This window comes from Pseudomonas sp. SWI7, from assembly GCF_006351945.1.
Taxonomy (GTDB): domain Bacteria; phylum Pseudomonadota; class Gammaproteobacteria; order Pseudomonadales; family Pseudomonadaceae; genus Aquipseudomonas; species Aquipseudomonas fulva.
The window spans coordinates 4189703-4208288 of record NZ_CP040930.1; the positions used below are offsets into that span (position 1 = coordinate 4189703).

The 18586-nt window shown below is 61.0% G+C and carries 12 protein-coding genes and 1 pseudogene; 3 read left to right on the forward strand and 10 right to left on the reverse strand.

The window, feature by feature from the left end; genetic code table 11:
• Nucleotides 1–23: 23 nt before the first annotated feature.
• The 3 genes and pseudogenes from FH041_RS19175 to FH041_RS23315 all read right to left on the reverse strand — a co-directional run bounded on the left by FH041_RS19175 (nucleotide 24) and on the right by FH041_RS23315 (nucleotide 2339).
• Nucleotides 24–935: an RHS repeat-associated core domain-containing protein gene (locus FH041_RS19175; RefSeq protein WP_140174963.1), complete on the reverse strand. Its 912-nt coding sequence runs from the start codon at nucleotides 933–935 to the stop codon at nucleotides 24–26.
• A gap of 162 nt (nucleotides 936–1097) precedes the next feature.
• Nucleotides 1098–1223, reverse strand: a pseudogene (locus FH041_RS19180) (DUF3077 domain-containing protein); the annotation flags it as partial.
• Nucleotides 1224–1721: 498 nt separating this feature from the next.
• On the reverse strand, nucleotides 1722–2339 hold the full coding sequence (locus FH041_RS23315) for an RHS repeat-associated core domain-containing protein (RefSeq protein WP_140174965.1): 618 nt from the start codon (nucleotides 2337–2339) through the stop codon (nucleotides 1722–1724).
• A gap of 219 nt (nucleotides 2340–2558) precedes the next feature.
• Between FH041_RS23315 and FH041_RS19190 the strand changes: the two genes are divergently transcribed.
• Complete coding sequence (locus FH041_RS19190; RefSeq protein ID WP_049695333.1) at nucleotides 2559–3134, forward strand: DUF2780 domain-containing protein; 576 nt, start codon at nucleotides 2559–2561, stop codon at nucleotides 3132–3134.
• Nucleotides 3135–3236: 102 nt separating this feature from the next.
• Here the strand turns inward: FH041_RS19190 and FH041_RS19195 are convergent, their stop codons facing one another.
• On the reverse strand, nucleotides 3237–4589 hold the full coding sequence (locus tag FH041_RS19195) for an APC family permease (RefSeq protein ID WP_088522852.1): 1353 nt from the start codon (nucleotides 4587–4589) through the stop codon (nucleotides 3237–3239).
• A 217-nt stretch (nucleotides 4590–4806) separates the two neighbouring features.
• Nucleotides 4807–5688 carry an acyltransferase gene (locus FH041_RS19200; protein ID WP_088522853.1) on the reverse strand — a complete coding sequence of 294 codons (882 nt, stop codon included), beginning with the start codon at nucleotides 5686–5688 and terminating at the stop codon, nucleotides 4807–4809.
• Between the two features lie 182 nt (nucleotides 5689–5870).
• On the opposite strand from FH041_RS19200, the gene FH041_RS19205 reads away from it, so the two are divergent.
• Nucleotides 5871–6371, forward strand: coding sequence for an ATP-dependent zinc protease (locus FH041_RS19205; RefSeq protein ID WP_028686654.1), 501 nt, complete (start codon nucleotides 5871–5873; stop codon nucleotides 6369–6371).
• A gap of 98 nt (nucleotides 6372–6469) precedes the next feature.
• Here FH041_RS19205 and FH041_RS19210 read toward each other — a convergent pair whose 3' ends face one another.
• The 5 genes from FH041_RS19210 to aceE all read right to left on the reverse strand — a co-directional run bounded on the left by FH041_RS19210 (nucleotide 6470) and on the right by aceE (nucleotide 15234).
• Nucleotides 6470–7093: a glutathione S-transferase gene (locus tag FH041_RS19210; protein ID WP_028686653.1), complete on the reverse strand. Its 624-nt coding sequence runs from the start codon at nucleotides 7091–7093 to the stop codon at nucleotides 6470–6472.
• A 2-nt stretch (nucleotides 7094–7095) separates the two neighbouring features.
• A complete protein-coding gene (msrA, locus tag FH041_RS19215) occupies nucleotides 7096–7761 on the reverse strand; it encodes a peptide-methionine (S)-S-oxide reductase MsrA (protein WP_132578165.1) in 666 nt (221 codons plus the stop codon).
• A gap of 153 nt (nucleotides 7762–7914) precedes the next feature.
• Nucleotides 7915–10602, reverse strand: coding sequence for a bifunctional diguanylate cyclase/phosphodiesterase (locus tag FH041_RS19220; RefSeq protein ID WP_027913577.1), 2688 nt, complete (start codon nucleotides 10600–10602; stop codon nucleotides 7915–7917).
• 323 nt (nucleotides 10603–10925) lie between these two features.
• The gene (aceF, locus tag FH041_RS19225; RefSeq protein WP_132578167.1) at nucleotides 10926–12575 is read right to left on the reverse strand and encodes a dihydrolipoyllysine-residue acetyltransferase; all 1650 of its coding nucleotides are present in this window, start codon (nucleotides 12573–12575) and stop codon (nucleotides 10926–10928) included.
• Nucleotides 12576–12588: 13 nt separating this feature from the next.
• Complete coding sequence (gene aceE, locus FH041_RS19230) at nucleotides 12589–15234, reverse strand: pyruvate dehydrogenase (acetyl-transferring), homodimeric type (protein WP_027913579.1); 2646 nt, start codon at nucleotides 15232–15234, stop codon at nucleotides 12589–12591.
• A 384-nt stretch (nucleotides 15235–15618) separates the two neighbouring features.
• On the opposite strand from aceE, the gene glnE reads away from it, so the two are divergent.
• Entirely contained in the window at nucleotides 15619–18552 is a 2934-nt protein-coding gene (gene glnE, locus FH041_RS19240) for a bifunctional [glutamate--ammonia ligase]-adenylyl-L-tyrosine phosphorylase/[glutamate--ammonia-ligase] adenylyltransferase (protein ID WP_132578169.1), read from the forward strand.
• Nucleotides 18553–18586: the final 34 nt, after the last annotated feature.

Sequence of the window (18586 nt, forward strand, 5' to 3'; positions counted from 1 at the left end):
GTGGCGTTTTGCGTTTGGCTGGATCATTCGCCCTGAGTCGTTCTGGGGTTACCACGGACATAAGTGGTAAGGTCCTGAGGATCCAATGCGCTCTTCAGCAGTCTTCCACCCTCGTTCAACATACCGCGCTGTCGTTCCACCAGTGTGTTGAGGTGCAGTCCACCCGCTTCCGTCGGAAGTAGATCTTGTAATGTTTGCAACGTCCGTAGATCTTTTTCATTGGCTTTATATCGGGCCAAATTTTCCTTCAATATGGCCCCTTTTCCACCGCCCAGATCCTGGTTTACCGGTACGCTGTTAAGCGTTCGAGTTTCATATCCATAGAGGGTATCCGGCTGCCAGGTTTTTGAGTAATACTTGCTGTTCCCTTGTTTCACGATCTTCGTCGAGGGCGGCACGTTGCTACCCGCTGTAAGCCTGATTACAGTCGTTGTGGGCTGTCGCTTGATTTGTTTGAAAATTTCAATAACGAGCGTGGCATGGCCTGAGGGATCGACCGCGTTCACCGGGTCGTTCGTACAGTAGGCGTAGCTATTCAGGCCGCCTTCGCCAAAGGGGCTGAGACTGTCTGCTGCGATAAATCTGCCAAGGCTAGGAGAGTAAGCGCGGTATCCTTGCCCCAGTAGATAGCATCTGGCAGTTGGTTCCAACGCCTCACCATTAAAGCCTGTCGCCACTCGCGTTGAAGGCAAGGTGGGATCATGTCCGTAAGCTGAATAGCTGTGGGGAGGCTCCTCATCGTCGCTCAGCACAGAGAGCACAGAACCCTTGTCGTCGGTTGTCAGCAGCCCGGCGGTTGTTGTGGCCCCCGTGAGTTGTTCTGCCAAAGGCGCTTCAGCGCCGCGCAGGATCGTACGAGTGACGGCGTCCTCCCGGACGGTACTCAGCTTGTTGCCTTGGTAGAATAAAAGCGAACTGTTCGGTGCTTTGCTCATGGTTCAACTCCCTGCCGTGCGGGGTGAATGGAGGTTGCTCTAAGCCCATTCTGAACAGCCACAGGGATTTAGGTACTGGCAGAAATGACAGTTTCGGAAGCTCACACGGAACCTGTAGGAGCGGGCCCGCCCGCGAAGAGGCCAGCCCGCCCTAGCCATCACTCAGCGCATCATCCCCAACTCCGCATCGTCCAACAGCGCCTTGGCCAGCGCGCTTAGATAATGCGAAGCCCAAAGCAACTGCGGCTTGTTGTCCATCAGGCCGTCAATGGTCAAATCCCGTGCATATACGATTTTAAGCGTGAGGAATGACCTGTAGTGGGGCCACAACCAGCCTGCTGTCAAACAAGAAGGCGGCAGCTGTACATGGGTTGACAGACCGGTAGGTCAAACAAAACCCGGCGCACGTGAAGTGCCCCATGCACAGCTGCCATAGAGGTTAAGCCATGTGTTTGACGAAGGCGGCCTGTCAAAGCCGGTCGCTGATTTTGCAACGACCGGCCGAGACTAGAGCCCATCCCGGATCACCGCAACGGCTTAAACGGCTTGGAAGCATATTTCTGAAACGTCCTACAAGTAAGCGGAAAAATCGGAAAACTGGCGGCGTTAGGCGCGCTGATCCGCTGGTCCGGTTGGGCATTACCTAATATAACAATCTGTCTTCACGGATCTTTGCGTTCGCTTCTGGTGGGTGACTACCGCTGTCGGCATTCGAAGAGCTCCAGGCTGGACGCGTGGACTCAATTTCACGTCTGAAGTGATCAATTGAATTTTGCTCGTCGCGCGTTAGTGCTCTTCCCGCTTTCGCTGCACCATCCTTAATTTTTTGATGTTGATGTTAATATCACTTACGTAGTCATCAAGGACGCTACGCGCTCGGGAAGAACCATGTGAACTGCTAACCCCTGGTAAGCTCGAGAGCTGCTCAGGATTTGTACTGATAGACAGGGTTGGGACCTCTGAAGCTCGAGGTGGTTTGTGCTTTGGCTGAGGAGCAGTGCCTGCCGGCTTTATTGTTGGTTGTTTACCCGGTCGGGGTGTAGAAGTATTAAGCGATTTTTTGACGAGCGCCAGTTTGGCTGTCGGCCCGAGTCCCTTGTATCTCGGGAGTAGACCGACTTTAGTAATCGGCCTCGGCATATGTCCCGTAGGATCCTGAAAATTAACCGGGTCACCAGCGCAGTAGTTGTATGCATTAATCCCGCCTTCGCCAAAGGGGGACAGACTGTCAGGACTTAGAAAACGTAGAAGTGACGGTGCATAGCTACGATAACCGACGCCCAGCTGATAATACTTTGTGAACTGCTCTATGGCCTGGCCGTTGAATCCAAGTAAGATTTTTGCTGGCTGGAGTGTTGCGCAGAAGCCATAGGCAGAATAAACGTGCGGTCCGACGTCTTTCATACGGGTGTGCTCCTGTCAGAATGCGCATAGCTCTCGCTCTTTTAAAGCGGCTGCTCTGAGTATCCCGGTGATCTCCGTATGCCGCTACTGGCAGAAGTAACAGGTGATGGATACGGTACGGGTGAACATCTGCGTCGACAGTCGGATAGGAACAAATCCCCCAAACCCCAGTCGAATGCCTCGTTTCCCAGGCCATCCCGGCCTACGAGGTCCCTCCCGATGAAAGCATTCACCCTGGCGACCCTGATGACCCTGGCCGCAAGCCCGGTGTTCGCCTTCAACCTCAGCGACGCCGCCAACGCCGTCTCTGCCATGCAGAACCAGAAGCAACAAGGCCAGGTGCAGGCTCCTGCGGCCCAGGCCAATCTGCTCAATACCCTGGGCAGCCAATTGAACATCACCCCCGAACAGGCCGTGGGCGGGGCGGGGGCGATGCTAGGGATGGCACGTAACAACCTCAGCACTGAGGAATATGGCCAGTTGACCAAAGCGGTGCCTGGGCTGGACCTGTTGGCTGGGGCCAATGCGCTGGGTGAGTTGGGCGGGTGGGGTGAAATACTGGGCAAGAATAGCGAAAGCCAGTCGGCATTGAGCAACGCGCTGGGCAACAACGTGGAAAACCGCAGCGACTTGTACAGTGCATTCAAGGCGCTGGGGATGGATGCCGGGATGATCGGGCAGTTTGCGCCGTTGATTCTGCAATACCTCGGCCAACAGGGCATTGCAGGGTCGTTGTTGCAGAACCTGGGTAGCTTGTGGACCGCACCAGCGCCCTTGAACCAGCCTTCGGTCTAGGGCACGGTATGGACAATCCAGGTAGATGGTGAAGGCTGGCGCGGCCCTTTCGCGACACGCGTCCGCTCCACAACAGCCAGCGCAGGCCGCCAGATCATTGGATCAGGCCGCTTCGCTGAAATCCACCAGCCGCACCGGGCGGCGGAAGCCGGCGGTCAGGACGGCCAGGTAGGCAAGGCCCAGCGCGAACCAGCACAGCCCGATCACCAGCGTCAGCGCCGACAGGCTGGTCCACAGCCACAGCGTCAGCCCCAACCCCACCAGTGGCACCACGCCATAGCTCAGCAACCCCTTGGTATTGCGCTGGCTGGCATCGTCCATCAGGTGGGTCTTCACCACCGCCAGGTTCACCGCCGAGAACGCCACCAAGGCGCCGAAGCTGATCAGCGAGGCGAGGGTGGACAAGTCGATTACCAGCGCCAGCAGTGAGAACGCCGATACCACCGCGATGGCGAATACCGGTGTGCCGAGGCGTGGCGACAGGTGGCCGAAGGTGCGCGGGGGCAGCACCCGGTCCCGGCCCATGGTGTAGAGGATGCGCGACACTGCGGCCTGGGAGGCCAAGGCCGAGCCGAGGCTACCGGCGACATAAGCGGCCGTGAAGAAGTTGGCCAGGAACTGGCCGCCCGCCTTGAGCATGACCTCGTTTGCAGCAGCATCGGCATTGGCGAAGGTGCTGCCCGGCAGCACCAACTGGCTCACATAGGCCAGCACGGTGAACAGCAGGCCGGCGAACAGCGTGGTGAGGATGATCGCCCGAGGCACATCACGCCGAGCATTGCGGCTTTCCTCGGCCAGGGTGGAAACGGCATCGAACCCCAGGAACGACAGGCACAGCACTGCCGCGCCGGCCATCATCGGACCAAAGCCGGGTGCGCTACCGTCACCTTGCAGCGGCGCCAGCCAGTCGATGGGGTGGCCGTCGCTGAGGGACTGCCAGGACAGCGCGATGAACACACCAATGAAGACGATCTGCGCGCCCACGATCAGATTGCTGGTCTTGGCCACCGAGCTGATACCAACCACGTTGAGCACGGTCACCAAGCTGATGCAGGCGAGTACGAACGCCCAGGCCGGCACCGCTGGAAAGGCGATATTCAGGAACAGGCCGATGAGCAGGTAGTTGATCATCGGCAGAAACAGATAGTCGAGCAGCAGCGACCAGCCCGCCAGAAAGCCTACGTTCTGGCCAAAAGCCATGTGGGTGTAGGAGTACGCCGAACCCGCGACCGGGAAGCGTTTGACCATAAAGCTGTAGGACGCGGCTGTGAACAGCATGGCCATCAGCGTGATCAGATAGGCGGTTGCCGTACGGCCACCGGTTAGCTCGGTGACGATGCCGTAGGTAGTGAAAATGGTCAGTGGGACCATGTACACCAGGCCAAAGAACACCAGGGCAGGGAGGCCCAGAACACGACGCAGTTGGGGCGGGGCGGAGCTTGATGGGTGGGTCATCGGTCGATCCAGACATTTTTATAGTTGTGCTGTGATCGATCTTTATCCACAAAAGGGGTGTGTGACAAGAAGTATCAGGGGCCGAATAGACGCCGAACTCTCATTGGCGGGGTGTCCAAGCGTCCAATGCGCCTATCGCCTGGATGCCCCGCGCACCGTCATGACCCCGCAGGACCCAGCATGCCGGCGCCATAGCCATTACAGGCAACAACGTCCCTTATTCCCAACGCAACTGCTCGATCCGTTCATCCTTTTCCAGCCACAGCTGGTTTACCCACGCCTGTACTGTCTGGCGGAAAACAGGATCGCTCTCGTAGCCGCCGGCCCACAACGCTGGGTCGAGCTCACGCACCTGAATGTCGATAATTACCCGGCTGACACTGCCATTGAGCAAGTCCCAGAAACCTGGCGCCTTGTCGCCGGGGTAGACGATGGTGACGTCCAGCAATGCATCGAGCTGCTCACCCAGCGCTGCGAGTACGAACGCCACGCCTCCGGCCTTGGGCTTTAACAGATGGCGGTAGGGTGATTGCTGCTCCTGGCGCTTGGCCTCGGTGAAGCGGGTGCCCTCCAGGTAATTGACCACGGTCACCGGTTGGCGCTTGAACAGCTCGCAGGCAGCCTTGGTGATTTCCAGATCCTTGCCCTTGAGCTCGGGGTGCTTCTCCAGAAAGGCTTTGCTGTAGCGTTTCATGAAGGGATAGTCCAGGCCCCACCATGCCAGGCCCAGCAGCGGCACCCAGATCAATTCCTTTTTCAGGAAGAACTTGAAGAAGGGTGTGCGCCGGTTGAGGCTCTCGATCAAGGCGGGGATGTCCACCCAGCTCTGATGATTGCTGATCGCAAGGTACGAGGTGTCACGGCGCAGGTTTTCGATGCCGCGAATGTCCCATTGTGTGGGGGTGCACAAGGCAAAGATGGCTTTGTCGATTTCCGACCAGGTTTCGGCCACCCACATTACAGCCCCTGATGCATGGTCTCGCCCACGACCAGGTAGCACCAGTTTGAACAAGGCGAACACCAGCAGGGGCCCGATCAACACCAAGGTATTGAGCAGCAGCAAAGTGGCTGTAAGTATGCCGGTCAGCACGCGACGCATAAGGAGACTCTTTCTGTCAGAACCATAACGATCGGCAATGATAAGCAGGGTTGCGAACTACGCCAAACCTCCAATGCCCGGCGGCACGGACAAATGTTTCACATTATGTTGGTTAGGCTTTGGACCGCGAACCTGGGCTGCCTGTGCGGTCTAACCCGTAAATCGATCAAGGAAGCTTGCTTGTGAAATCACTGTTTGCCGTGCTGACCCTGTTGACGCTACCGGTGATGGCCGCCGAGCCTACGCTGTACGGGCGTTACGAGAATATCGCGCTGCCGGAGATTGGCCAGACGCTCAAGGCCAAGATGGATACTGGCGCCTATACGGCGTCACTGTCTGCCAAGGACATCGAGCTGTTCACCCGCGATGGGCAGGAGTGGGTACGTTTCCGTTTGGCAACCAAGGATGCCGACGACAAGGTTTACGAGCACCAGGTCTCGCGCATCAGCAAGATCAAGGGCCGTGCCGATGATGAGGATGAGGGCGATGCACCCGAGAGCGCCAAGCGGCCAGTGGTGGACCTGGAACTGTGCCTGGGAGACGTGAAGCGAACCGTGGAGGTCAACCTGGTGGATCGCAGCAACTTCAATTACCCACTGTTGGTGGGTGCCAAGGCGTTGCGCGAGTTCAAAGGCGCGGTGAACCCTGCCAAACGATTTACCGCTGGCAAGCCTGATTGCTGATTATCGTTGCATGAACGGGCGCATCGCCGCTGACGCACGCCTACAGGGGGCGCCGGATCGCTTCTACACGAGCCGGCTTGACGGCAATAGCCTTCTGTTCAGGCATCGGGTGCGGTGGCGACCATTGACGGCCGTGTGCTCACCTCGGCGTACCAGGCCGCCAGCCCAGGCTGGCGCTCACGCCAGCCAAACGCTGGCTGACGCAAGTCCAGGTACCCCAATGCGCAAGCCACGCCGATCGCTGCCAAATCGAATCCCGACATCAGCTCCGCCAAGTGGGCCTGTTCGAGGTTGGCCAGGCTGCGGCGGATCTTGTCCCCCTGCGCCTCCAACCACCCATCCCAACGTTTCTCGACGGGTCGCACGAACGTTTCGTAGCGGCTCGAGACGGCTGCATCCAGAATGGCATCCGCCTGGGAGGCCAGCGTCATGCGCCGCCAGCGAGCCGAGCCTTCCCGGGGCAGCAGTGGCAACCCCACATGTTGCTGATCCAGGTACTCGCAGATCACCCGGCTGTCATGCAGCACGGTTCCGTCGGCCAGGCGCAGCGCCGGAATCTTGCCGATGGGATTGCCGGCGTTGAGCTGCTCGTCACCGTTGACTGGGCTGATGTTCACAGGCTGCAGTGCCACTCGGTCCAATTGGCCGGTTTCGTGCAATACCACCATGACCTTGCGCACGAATGGCGACAGGGGCGAGTGGAACAGGGTCATGGTGCTCATGCTCAATTCCCTTGCAAGCTGGCCGGCATGCACACGCCCGTCCCGCCGATACCGCAATAGCCGTCCGGGTTCTTGGCCAGGTATTGCTGGTGGTAGGCCTCGGCGAAGTACACAGTGGGTGCTTTGTCGATTTCGGTGGTGATCTGACCGAAGCCAGCCTTGTCCAGCTCGGCCTGGAAGGCCTCGCGGCTGGACTGGGCCTGCTCGAGCTGCTCTGGGCTCGTGCAGTAGATGGCCGAGCGGTACTGCGTGCCGACATCGTTGCCTTGGCGCATGCCCTGGGTCGGGTTGTGCAGTTCCCAGAACATGGCCAGCAGTTCACCGTAGCTCACTTTGCTCTTGTCGAAGACCACCAGCACAACTTCGGTGTGCCCGGTCAGGCCTGAGCAGACCTCTTCGTAGGTAGGGTTCGGAGTAAAGCCGCCGGCATAACCCACCACGGTACTGACCACACCCTCACGCTGCCAGAATCGACGCTCTGCGCCCCAGAAACACCCCAGGCCGAAAATGGCGAAATCCACATCTTCGAAGAATGGCCCGAGCAGCGGCGTTTCCTCGAACACGTAGTGGAACTCGGGCAGGCTCATCGGCGTTTCGCGGCCAGGCAGGGCCTGCTCCGCAGTGGGCATGACGTTTTTGTTCACCAGTATTTCCGAACGCAGGACCATGGCCGTTCCTCTGTGTCTATTCAGTTGGATAGCTTCAGGGCCATCGCCGACAAGTCCGCTCCCGATCACATGACCTGCGTGATCCTGGTGGGGACGGGCCTGCTCGCGATGTAGCCCGAATGGTTTCTAGTGTGCCCGAGGTTTGCGCCGCTGTCAGGCGGCTGGACCTCGCGGATAGCGTTGCAGGCGCTCTGCCAGCTCTCGCCCCGGAATAGGTCGGTCAAACAGGTAGCCCTGCCCGATGTCACACCGGTGTCGACGCAGGAAACCCAGCTGCGCAGGGGTTTCAATGCCTTCGGCTACCACCTTCAGCTTGAGGTTGTGGGCCATGGCGATCACCGCCGAGGTGATTTCCATGTCGTCCTGGTTGTCGGGGATGTCCTTGATGAAGCTGCGGTCGATCTTGAGGATGTCGATCGGGAATTTCTTCAGGTAGCTGAGCGAGGAATAACCGGTGCCGAAGTCATCCATGGCCAGGGTCAGGCCCAAGGCTTTGAGCTCGTCGAGTTGCCGATGGGTGTCCTCACTGGCTTCGAGCAGCAACCCTTCGGTCAGCTCCAGCTCCAGTTGGTGCGCAGGCAAGCCTTCTTCCCTGATGATGCTGCTGATCGAGGCGACCAGATCAGGGTCGGAAAACTGCTTGGGCGACAGGTTGATCGCGACGTGCAGATTGCCAAGCCCTGCTGCACGCAGTTCGTTGCTCATGCGGCACGATTGGCGCACCACCCATTTGCCAATGGGGATGATCAAACCGGTTTCTTCGGCCACGCTGATGAACTGGTCAGGCCGGATCATGCCCCGCTCGGGATGGTTCCAGCGCAACAGTGCCTCCAGGCCCAGCAGCCGGCCGCTGCGCAGGCACAGCTTGGGCTGGTAGAACACGTCCAGCTCGTTCTGGGTCAATGCGCGGCGCAGGTTGTTCTCGACGAACAGTTTGTAGCTGGCTTCGGCGTTGAGGACCTCGGTGAACACCTGCACCTGGTGTTTGCCGTTGGCCTTGGCCTTGTGCAGCGCCAACCCGGCATTCTTCATCAGGCTAGTGGGGTCGGCACCATGCTGGGGAGCGCTGGCTAGGCCCACCGATGCTGTGACATTGATCAGCTGGTTATCGACGAACATCGGCTTGTCGAGGGTGCGCAACAATTGCTGGGCAACCCCCTGGCCAGCCTCCAGGCTGGTGTCGTCGAGCAGCACGGCGAATTCGTTGCTGGCAAAACGGGCCAGGATACCGCCGGCATGCAGGCTGTTGCGCAGGCGCCTGGCCAGGCTGATAAGCAACTTGTCGCCCGTGTGATGGCCGAGACTGTCGTTGATGCGCTTGAAATTGTCGATGTCCACCAGCAGCAGGCACATCGGATTCTGCACATCCCGGGCGAAGCATTCGTCCAGGCTGCGGATGAACGCCGGACGGTTGCCCAGGTTGGTCAGGTTGTCGGTGTAGGCCAGCCGCTCGATGCGCTGCTGGGCCAGCTTGCTCTGGGTGACGTCTTCGTAGATGCCGATGTAGTGGGTCAGCTCGCGGTTGTCACCATACACCTTGGAGATCGACAGCTGCCCCCAGTAGGGTTCCAGGTTCTTGCGCCGGCTCTTGAATTCACCCTGCCAGCTATTACCCATGGCCAGGCTCGAAGGCGAATCGAACAGCAGCTCGTTGAGGTTCTCAAGGGCGGGCAGTTCACCCAGGTGACGTCCTTGCACTTCCTCGGTGCTGTATTGGGTGATGGCGGTGAAGCTCGGGTTCACATACTCGACCTGCCCATCCCGGTTCACCAGCAGGAAGGCGCTGGCGCTCTGCTCCACGGCGCGTTGGAACAGGTGCAGCGCACTGGCCGCCGCGCGGCGGTTGTGATTGGTAATGACCTGGGCGAACTGGTCGGCCAGCTCGCCGGCAAAGGCGATCTCATCGGACTGCCAGGCCCGTGGCTGGCCGGCCTGTTCCAGGCACAACACGCCCACCACCTGGCCATCGACGCGAATGCTGGCATCGAGCATGGCCTTGTTGCCAGGCCCCAGGCTCTGCATCAACGCACGTGTACGGGGATCGTGCCCAGCGTTGTGCGCATCGATCGCACGGCTGGCATGCAGGGCCTCGAGGTAATCCGGGAAATGGCTGGCGTCGATTGCCTGGGGTTGCCGGTGCGCTTGCACATCGCTGTACCAGGCGGTGATCGGCTCAAGCCGATGGCCTTCCAGGTGCCAGATACCGGCGCAGTCGATCTTGTAGATCTCACAGGCGCTACGGGTGATCAGTTCGGCGGCTTCGAGCAACGAGTTCTCGGCGCTGTAGCGTTGACGGGCCAGGCGCAGGATCAGGTCTTGCTGGCTGCGTACGCGCTCCAGGTGCTCGAGCTGCTCACGTTGGGCACGCTGGTTCAGTTGCAGGGCCAGTTGCAGGCGGTTGTTGCGTGACTCCAGGTCGCTGGCGGTCTCGCCCGTGTCTTCCGGGTGATCGTCCAGTACGCTCAGGTAGCCGCACAGCAACTGCCGGGCGTGCTGTTTGAAGGCTTCGCCGACCTCCAGCATGCGCACGGAAGCGCCTGGCGTGTGCAGGGTGTAGCGCACGCGGTAGTAGCCGCGTTGCGACAGTTGCAGCTGGATGTCGTCATGCAGCCGGTAGCGGGCCTCAGGTTCCATGAGGCTGGCGTAAGGGGCATCGACCAGCGCGCAGAGGTCACTGGCATGAACGCCGAACTGGCGCTCGCAGGCCGGGTCCAGGTAGAGCAACGACCAACTGGCTTCATTGAGCCTTTCGAAGCGCAGCATGCCCAACCGCGAGGGCACGGGTAACTGCGTGACGACCTCGCCCGTCACACGGTTGCCAGCATCGGGTTGGCTTTTCATCGAAAACTCGCTTGAAGAGGGAACGCGCGCGTTGGACCGCGTCGAATCTGGCAAGGTTGCATCATGTCCCTATAGCTGGCAAGCGGCCATGTACGAAGCTGTAACAAGGTTATCGGCCGAGGGTACGGAATCTGTAGGACGGCTGTTCAGAGCGGCTGTGCAACGATGATCGGCAACGCCGACGCGCACCGGGGCCATCATGTCCCCGCTCAGCGCCCACTTTGCGCCAGGCAAAAAAAGCCCCGTCAATCGACGGGGTTGAGGTACGAGCGTGGCAGCTCGAAAAAGAGACTGCCCCTCACCGGGAGGGGCAGTGCGCTGCCTTACAGCAGCATGGTGCGGATATCGCCCAGCACATCGCCCAGACGCTTGGTGAAGCGCGCAGCGGCAGCGCCGTTGATCACACGGTGATCGTACGACAGCGACAGCGGCAGCATCAGCTTGGGCTGGAAGGCCTTGCCGTCCCAGACAGGCTGCATGGTCGCCTTGGAGACGCCCAGGATGGCCACCTCAGGGGCGTTGACGATCGGCGTGAAGCCGGTGCCGCCAATATGGCCGAGGCTGGAGATGGTGAAGCAGGCGCCCTGCATCTCGTCCGCCGACAGCTTCTTGGTACGCGCCTTCTCGGCCAGTGCAGCCGCTTCGGCAGCCAGCTGCAGCAGGCTCTTCTGGTCGACGTTCTTGATCACCGGTACCAGCAGGCCGTCGGGCGTGTCCACGGCAAAGCCGATGTGCACGTATTTCTTGCGGATGACCGCTTTGCCGCTTGGTGCCAGCGAGCTATTGAAGTCTGGCAGTTCCTTGAGCAGGAAGGCGCAGGCCTTGAGCAACAGCGGCAGGACGGTCAGCTTGACGCCGGCCTTTTCTGCGACGGCTTTCTGGGCCACGCGGAAGGCTTCGAGCTCGGTGATGTCAGCCGAATCGAACTGGGTGACGTGCGGCACGTTCAGCCAGCTGCGGTGCAGGTTGGCAGCACCGACCTGCATCAGGCGGGTCATGGCCACTTCTTCGACTTCACCGAACTTGCTGAAATCGACCACCGGAATCGGCGGAATGCCAGCGCCGCCGGTTGCACCGGCAGCTGCCGGCGCTTCCTTGGCCTTCTGCATCATGGCCTTGACGTAAACCTGCACGTCTTCTTTCAGGATGCGGCCATGTGGGCCGGTCGCTGCCACGGCACCGAGCTCTACGCCAAACTCACGGGCCAGCTGACGCACGGCTGGGCCGGCGTGCACCTTGGCGTTGTTGCCGGCAGCCGGGGCGGTTGCGGCTGGCGCAGGGGTAGCGGCAGCCGGGGCGGCGGCAGGGGCAGCGGCGGCGGGTGCGGCCTCGGCCTTGGCCGGTGCAGCGGCGGCCGGAGCCTGCGCCGCGGCAGGCGCTGCACCTGCGATTTCAAGCTTGAGGATCAGGTCGCCTGTGCCCACTTCGTCGTCAAGCTTGGCAATGACTTCCTTGACCACGCCAGCAGCAGGCGACGGGATTTCCATGGAGGCCTTGTCGGACTCCAGGGTGATCAGCGATTGATCGGCTTCGACGGTATCGCCTGCCTTGACCAGCACTTCGATGATCTTGGCCTTGCCCGACGAGCCAATGTCCGGCACGTGGATGTCCTGCACGCTGGCAGCAGCCGGGGCGGCAGCAGGCGCTGGCGCTGCTTGGGCAGCAGGCGCCGGTGCGGCCGCTTCAGCCTGTGCGGGCTTCTGCTCGGCGGCAGGTGCCTCAGGGGCCGCATCAGCGGCTCCCTCGGCTTCCAGAACCAGGAGCTCGTCGCCTTCTTTCAGGCGATCGCCCAGCTTGACCTTCAGTTCCTTGACGATACCGGCCTTGGGCGCCGGAATCTCCATGGAGGCCTTGTCGGACTCCAGGGTCAGCAGGCTTTGATCAGCCTCGATACGATCACCGACCTTGACGAACAGCTCGATGATTTCACCTTCACCGCTGCCGATGTCAGGTACGCGAATGAGTTCGCTCACTTAAAAATACTCCTCAGCAGTCCAATGGGTTGCGCTTGTCCGGGTCGATGCCGAACTTGACGATGGCGTCAGCCACAACCTTGGGTTCGATCTCGCCACGGTCAGCCAGCGCTTCCAGGGCAGCCAGTACCACGAAGTGACGGTCTACTTCGAAGAAGTGACGCAGCTTCTTGCGGCTGTCGCTGCGACCGTAACCGTCGGTACCCAGGACCTTGAACTCTTTGCTCGGCACCCATTGGCGGATCTGCTCGGCGAACAGCTTCATGTAGTCGGTGGACGCGATGACCGGCCCCTTGCGGCCGCTCAGGCACTGCTCGACGTAGGTCTGCTGTGGCTTCTGGCCAGGCTTGAGACGGTTGGCACGTTCCACGGCCAGGCCGTCGCGACGCAGTTCATTGAAGCTGGTGACGCTCCACACGTCGGCCCCGACGTTGAACTCTTCACGCAGAATCTTCGCCGCTTCGCGCACTTCGCGCAGGATGGTGCCCGAACCCATCAGCTGCACGTGGTGTGCGGCTTCGCGGGTGTCTTCTTCAAGCAGGTACATGCCCTTGATGATGCCTTCCTCGGCACCGGCCGGAATGGCAGGCTGCTGGTAGGACTCGTTCATCACGGTGATGTAGTAGAAGATGTCCTGTTGCTCTTCGGTCATCTTCTTCATGCCGTCCTGGATGATCACCGCCAGCTCGTAGCCGTAGGTTGGATCATAGGTGCGGCAGTTCGGGATGGTACCGGCCATCATGTGGCTGTGACCGTCCTCGTGCTGCAGGCCTTCGCCGTTGAGTGTGGTACGGCCGGCGGTGCCGCCGATCAGGAAGCCACGGGTACGGCTGTCGCCAGCGGCCCAGGCCAGGTCGCCGATACGCTGGAAGCCGAACATCGAGTAGAAGATGTAGAACGGCAGCATCGGTTGGTTGTGGCAGCTGTACGAAGTACCGGCAGCGATGAACGACGACATGGCGCCGGCTTCGTTGATGCCTTCCTCGAGGATCTGGCCTTTCTTGTCCTCGCGGTAGAACATCACCTGGTCCTTGTCGACCGGCTCGTAGAGCTGACCCACCGACGAGTAGATGCCCAACTGGCGGAACATGCCTTCCATGCCGAAGGTGCGGGCTTCGTCAGGGATGATGGGCACGATGCGCTGACCGATTTCCTTGTCCTTGACCAACTGCGCCAGGATGCGCACGAAGGCCATGGTGGTGGAAATTTCACGGTCGCCCGAGCCGTCCAGGATCGCCTTGAGGGTTTCCAGAGGCGGGGTCGGCACGCTGAAGCTCTTGGCGCGGCGCTGAGGCACGAAGCCGCCCAGGGCCGCACGACGCTCGGCCAGGTAACGGGCCTCGGCAGAACCTTCTTCGGGCTTGTAGAACGGCAGGTTCTCCAAGTCCGCATCCTTGACAGGGATATCGAAGCGGTCACGGAAGTGACGCAGGCTGTCGACATCGACCTTCTTGGTGTTGTGCGCGGTGTTCTTGGCTTCGCCGGCACCGGTACCGTAACCCTTGATGGTCTTGGCCAGGATGACGGTAGGCTGGTCCTTGTGGTTGACCGCCTGGTGGTAGGCTGCATAGACCTTGTACGGGTCATGGCCGCCGCGGTTGAGCTTCCAGATCTCGTCGTCGGACAGGTCTTCGACCATGGCCTTGAGCTCTGGGGTGTTGAAGAAGTGCTCACGCACGTAGGCGCCGTCTTTGGCCTTGTAGTTCTGGTACTCGCCGTCGATGACTTCGTCCATGCGGCGTTGCAGGGCACCGTTGGTGTCCTTGGCCAGCAGCGGATCCCAGAAGCGACCCCAGACCACTTTGTTGACGTTCCAGCCACCGCCGCGGAACACGCCTTCGAGTTCCTGGATGATCTTGCCGTTGCCGCGAACCGGGCCGTCGAGGCGCTGCAGGTTGCAGTTGATGACGAAGATCAGGTTGTCCAGCTTCTCGCGGCCGGCCAGGGCGATCGCGCCCAGGGATTCTGGCTCGTCGCACTCGCCGTCGCCCATGAAGCACCAGACTTTCTGCTTGCCTGCCGGGATGAAGCCGCGCGCTTCCAGGTACTTCATGAAGCGTGCCTGGTAGATGGCCTGGATCGGGCCCAGGCCCATCGAAACGGTCGGGAACTGCCAGAAGTCAGGCATCAGCCAAGGGTGTGGGTACGAGGACAGACCGTTGCCATCGACTTCCTGGCGGAAGTTGTTCATCTGCTCTTCGCTGATGCGGCCTTCCATGAAGGCGCGGGCGTAGACGCCCGGCGAGGCGTGGCCCTGGTAGAAGACCAGGTCGCCACCGTGTTCTTCGGTCGGTGCCTGGAAGAAGTAGTTGAAACCGATATCGTACAGGGTGGCGCTGGAAGCGAAGCTGGAGATGTGTCCGCCCAGGTCCGAGTCTTTCAGGTTGGTGCGCACGACCATGGCCAGGGCGTTCCAACGCACCATCGAGCGAATGCGGCGTTCCATGAACAGGTCGCCAGGCATGCGTGCTTCGTGGGTGACAGGGATGGTGTTGCGGTATGGCGTGGTGATCGCATACGGCAGCTGGGAGCCACTGCGGGTGGCCAGCTCGCCCATACGGGTCATCAGGTAATGAGCGCGGTCTTCGCCTTCTTTGTCGAGGACCGACTCCAGGGCATCCAGCCATTCCTGGGTTTCGATTGGATCGAGGTCTTGCATGGCTTGCTCCAGGGCGGAAAGGCAACCAGAATCGATTGCCTGAGATTGCGACTGGCCTTATGGGCAGACGTCGTGAATTCTTGGATTACCGGGATCTTCGTCCGGCGCCGTGTAGTTTTACTACATTTGCTTTCGCATTTCATGCTTTTGCACGACAGGCACAGTAGTAAAACTACATTTGTGCGACGTTTGGTCGCATCCTGGCTTGTGAGGAAAAACGTTCATGTTGGTTGGCAATGTTCCACGAACGGGTAACTGTTGATGTTCCATGCCACGAATTCGAAGTTTTCAGCTATTTCCAACTTTTGTATGACAGTCCAACCGTGGTCCGGCTTTCCCTTGGCCGCCTTTCCTCATCCATTTCACGCCGATCAAGGATAGCCCATGCGCCTGCCTTTGCCTTGCCAGCTGCCTGCCGTTCTTCACCCACTGACCCTGCGCAACCAACAGTTTCTGCACGAGGCGGTGGCCGCACACCCGGAACTGGACCTGGGCAGCTGGAGCGAGCAGCATGCTCGGCAGTTCGATCAGGTGGCGGCGGTCAGTGACTTCGTGCTCGCCCAGGTGCAACGTGACCCGGGGCTGCTGTTCGGCCTGATGGGCAGCGGCGAGCTGGAACGGGCCTACGGGCAGGGCGAGCTGCGCGGCCATGTGGCCAAGGTTGCCCAGGCGGCGCAAAGCGAGGACGAGCTTGCCCGTAACCTGCGTCGCGAACGCAACCGCCAGCAGGTACGCATCATCTGGCGTGACATCACCCGCCAGGCCGATCTCGGTGAGACCTGCCGCGACCTCTCCGACTTGGCCGACGCCGCCATCGATGAGGCCTACCAGTGGCTGTATCCACGCCACTGCCAGCAATTCGGCACGCCGATCGGCAACCGCAGCGGCCAGCCACAACACATGGTGGTGCTGGGCATGGGCAAGCTGGGTGCGGGGGAGCTGAACCTTTCCTCGGACATCGACTTGATCTTCGCATTCCCCGAAGGCGGCGAAACCGAAGGCGTGAAACGCTCGCTGGATAATCAGGAGTTCTTCACCCGCCTGGGGCAGCGCCTGATCAAGGCCCTGGACCCGGTCACGGTCGATGGCTTCGTGTTTCGCGTCGACATGCGCCTGCGCCCGTACGGGTCGTCCGGTGCGCTGGTGCTCAGCTTCAACGCGCTGGAGCAGTATTACCAGGACCAAGGCCGCGACTGGGAACGCTACGCCATGATCAAGGCCCGGGTAGTGGCAGGCGATCAGGCTGCCGGCGCCCAGCTGCAGGAAATGTTGCGCCCGTTCGTCTACCGACGGTACCTGGACTTCTCGGCCATCGAGGCCCTGCGCACCATGAAGCAGCTGATCCAGCAGGAAGTGCGGCGCAAGGGCATGGCGGACAACATCAAGCTGGGCGCAGGCGGCATTCGCGAAGTGGAGTTCATCGCCCAGGCCTTCCAGCTGATTCACGGCGGCCGCGACCTCAGCTTGCAGCAGCGGCCCTTGCTCAAGGTGCTGGCTACCCTGGAAGGCCAAGGCTACCTGCCCCCTGCCGTGGTCACCGAGCTGCGAGAGGGTTATGCATTCCTGCGCTACACCGAGCACGCCATCCAGGCTATCGCCGACCGCCAGACGCAAATGTTGCCGGAAAACGAAACCGATCAGGCCCGAGTCGCCTACATGCTGGGCTACGCCGACTGGCAAGCCTTCGAGGCTCAACTTGGTCAGTGGCGTGAGCGCATCGACTGGCACTTCCGGCAGGTCATCGCCGATCCCGATGAGGAGGAAAGCGAAGGCGAGTTGGTGGTCGGCGGTGAATGGTCGCCGTTGTGGGAGCAGGCCCAGGATGAAGAGGCTGCTGGCCGTCAGCTGGAGGAGGCCGGCTTCACGCTGCCAGGCGAGGCCTTGCGGCGCCTGGCGGCCCTGCGCGCCAGCCCGCAGTTGCGTTCGATGCAGCGCCTTGGGCGCGAGCGGCTGGATGCCTTCATCCCGCGATTGCTGGCCCAGGCGGTCGAGCACGAGAACCCCGACCTGGTGCTCGAGCGGGTACTGCCGCTGGTCGAAGCCGTGGCCCGGCGCTCTGCCTACCTGGTCCTGCTCACCGAGAACCCCGGTGCCCTGCGCCGTCTGCTGACCCTGTGCGCCGCCAGCCCATGGATTGCCGAGCAGATCGCACGCTACCCCTTGTTGCTCGATGAGTTGCTCAATGAAGGCCGCCTGTTCAGCCCGCCACTGGCACCGGAGTTGGCCAGCGAATTGCGCGAGCGCCTCACGCGCATTCCAGAGGATGATCTGGAGCAGCAAATGGAGGCGTTGCGTCACTTCAAGCTGGCGCACAGCTTGCGCGTGGCGGCCTCGGAAATCAGTGGCAACCTGCCGTTGATGAAAGTCAGCGACTACCTGACGTGGCTGGCCGAGGCCATCCTCGACCAAGTGCTTGCCTTGGCCTGGCGTCAGACCGTTGCCCGCCACGGTCAACCCATGGGCAGTGACGGCATCCCCTGCGACCCGGGATTCGTCATCATCGGCTATGGCAAGGTCGGTGGCCTTGAAACGGGCCATGGGTCGGACCTGGACCTGGTGTTCATCCACGATGGCGACCCTCAGGCCGAAACCGACGGTGCCAAGCCCATCGACAGTGCGCAGTTCTTCACGCGGCTGGGGCAACGCATCATTCACCTGCTGACCACCCAGACCAACTCGGGCCAGTTGTATGACGTGGACATGCGTCTGCGGCCCTCGGGTGCCGCGGGCTTGTTGGTCAGCTCGCTGGGCGCATTCGAACGCTACCAGCAAAGCGAGGCCTGGACCTGGGAGCACCAGGCATTGGTCCGCGCGCGCGTGCTGGTGGGTTGCCCGCGGGTTGGCCAGGCGTTCGAGAAGGTGCGGGCGCAGGTGCTGGGGCAACCGCGCGACCTTGAGAAGCTGCGTATCGAAGTGAGTGAAATGCGCGCCAAGATGCGCGCCAGCCTGGGCACGAAGGCCACTGTGGCCGGCACCGCACCCAACGCCTTCGACCCGGGTATGCCCTTTGACATCAAGCAGGATGCGGGCGGTATCGTCGATATCGAATTTATGGTGCAATACGCCGCTTTGGCCTGGTCCCATGACCATACGGCCCTGGTTCGATGGACCGATAACATCCGCATTCTGGAAGAGCTGGAGCAAGTAGGGTTGATGCCTGCTGCCGACGCGGTGCTGCTGCGCGAGGTATACAAGGCGTTTCGCGCTGCCTCTCACCGCCAGGCGCTGCAGAAGCAGGCCGGGGTGATCGATGCAGCGCAGTTTGTCGATGAGCGCCGCCAGGTGCGGCGTATCTGGAGCGAGCTCGGCCTGAGCTGAACCCTGTGGCGGCGGCTCGTCTGGGTGACGATCC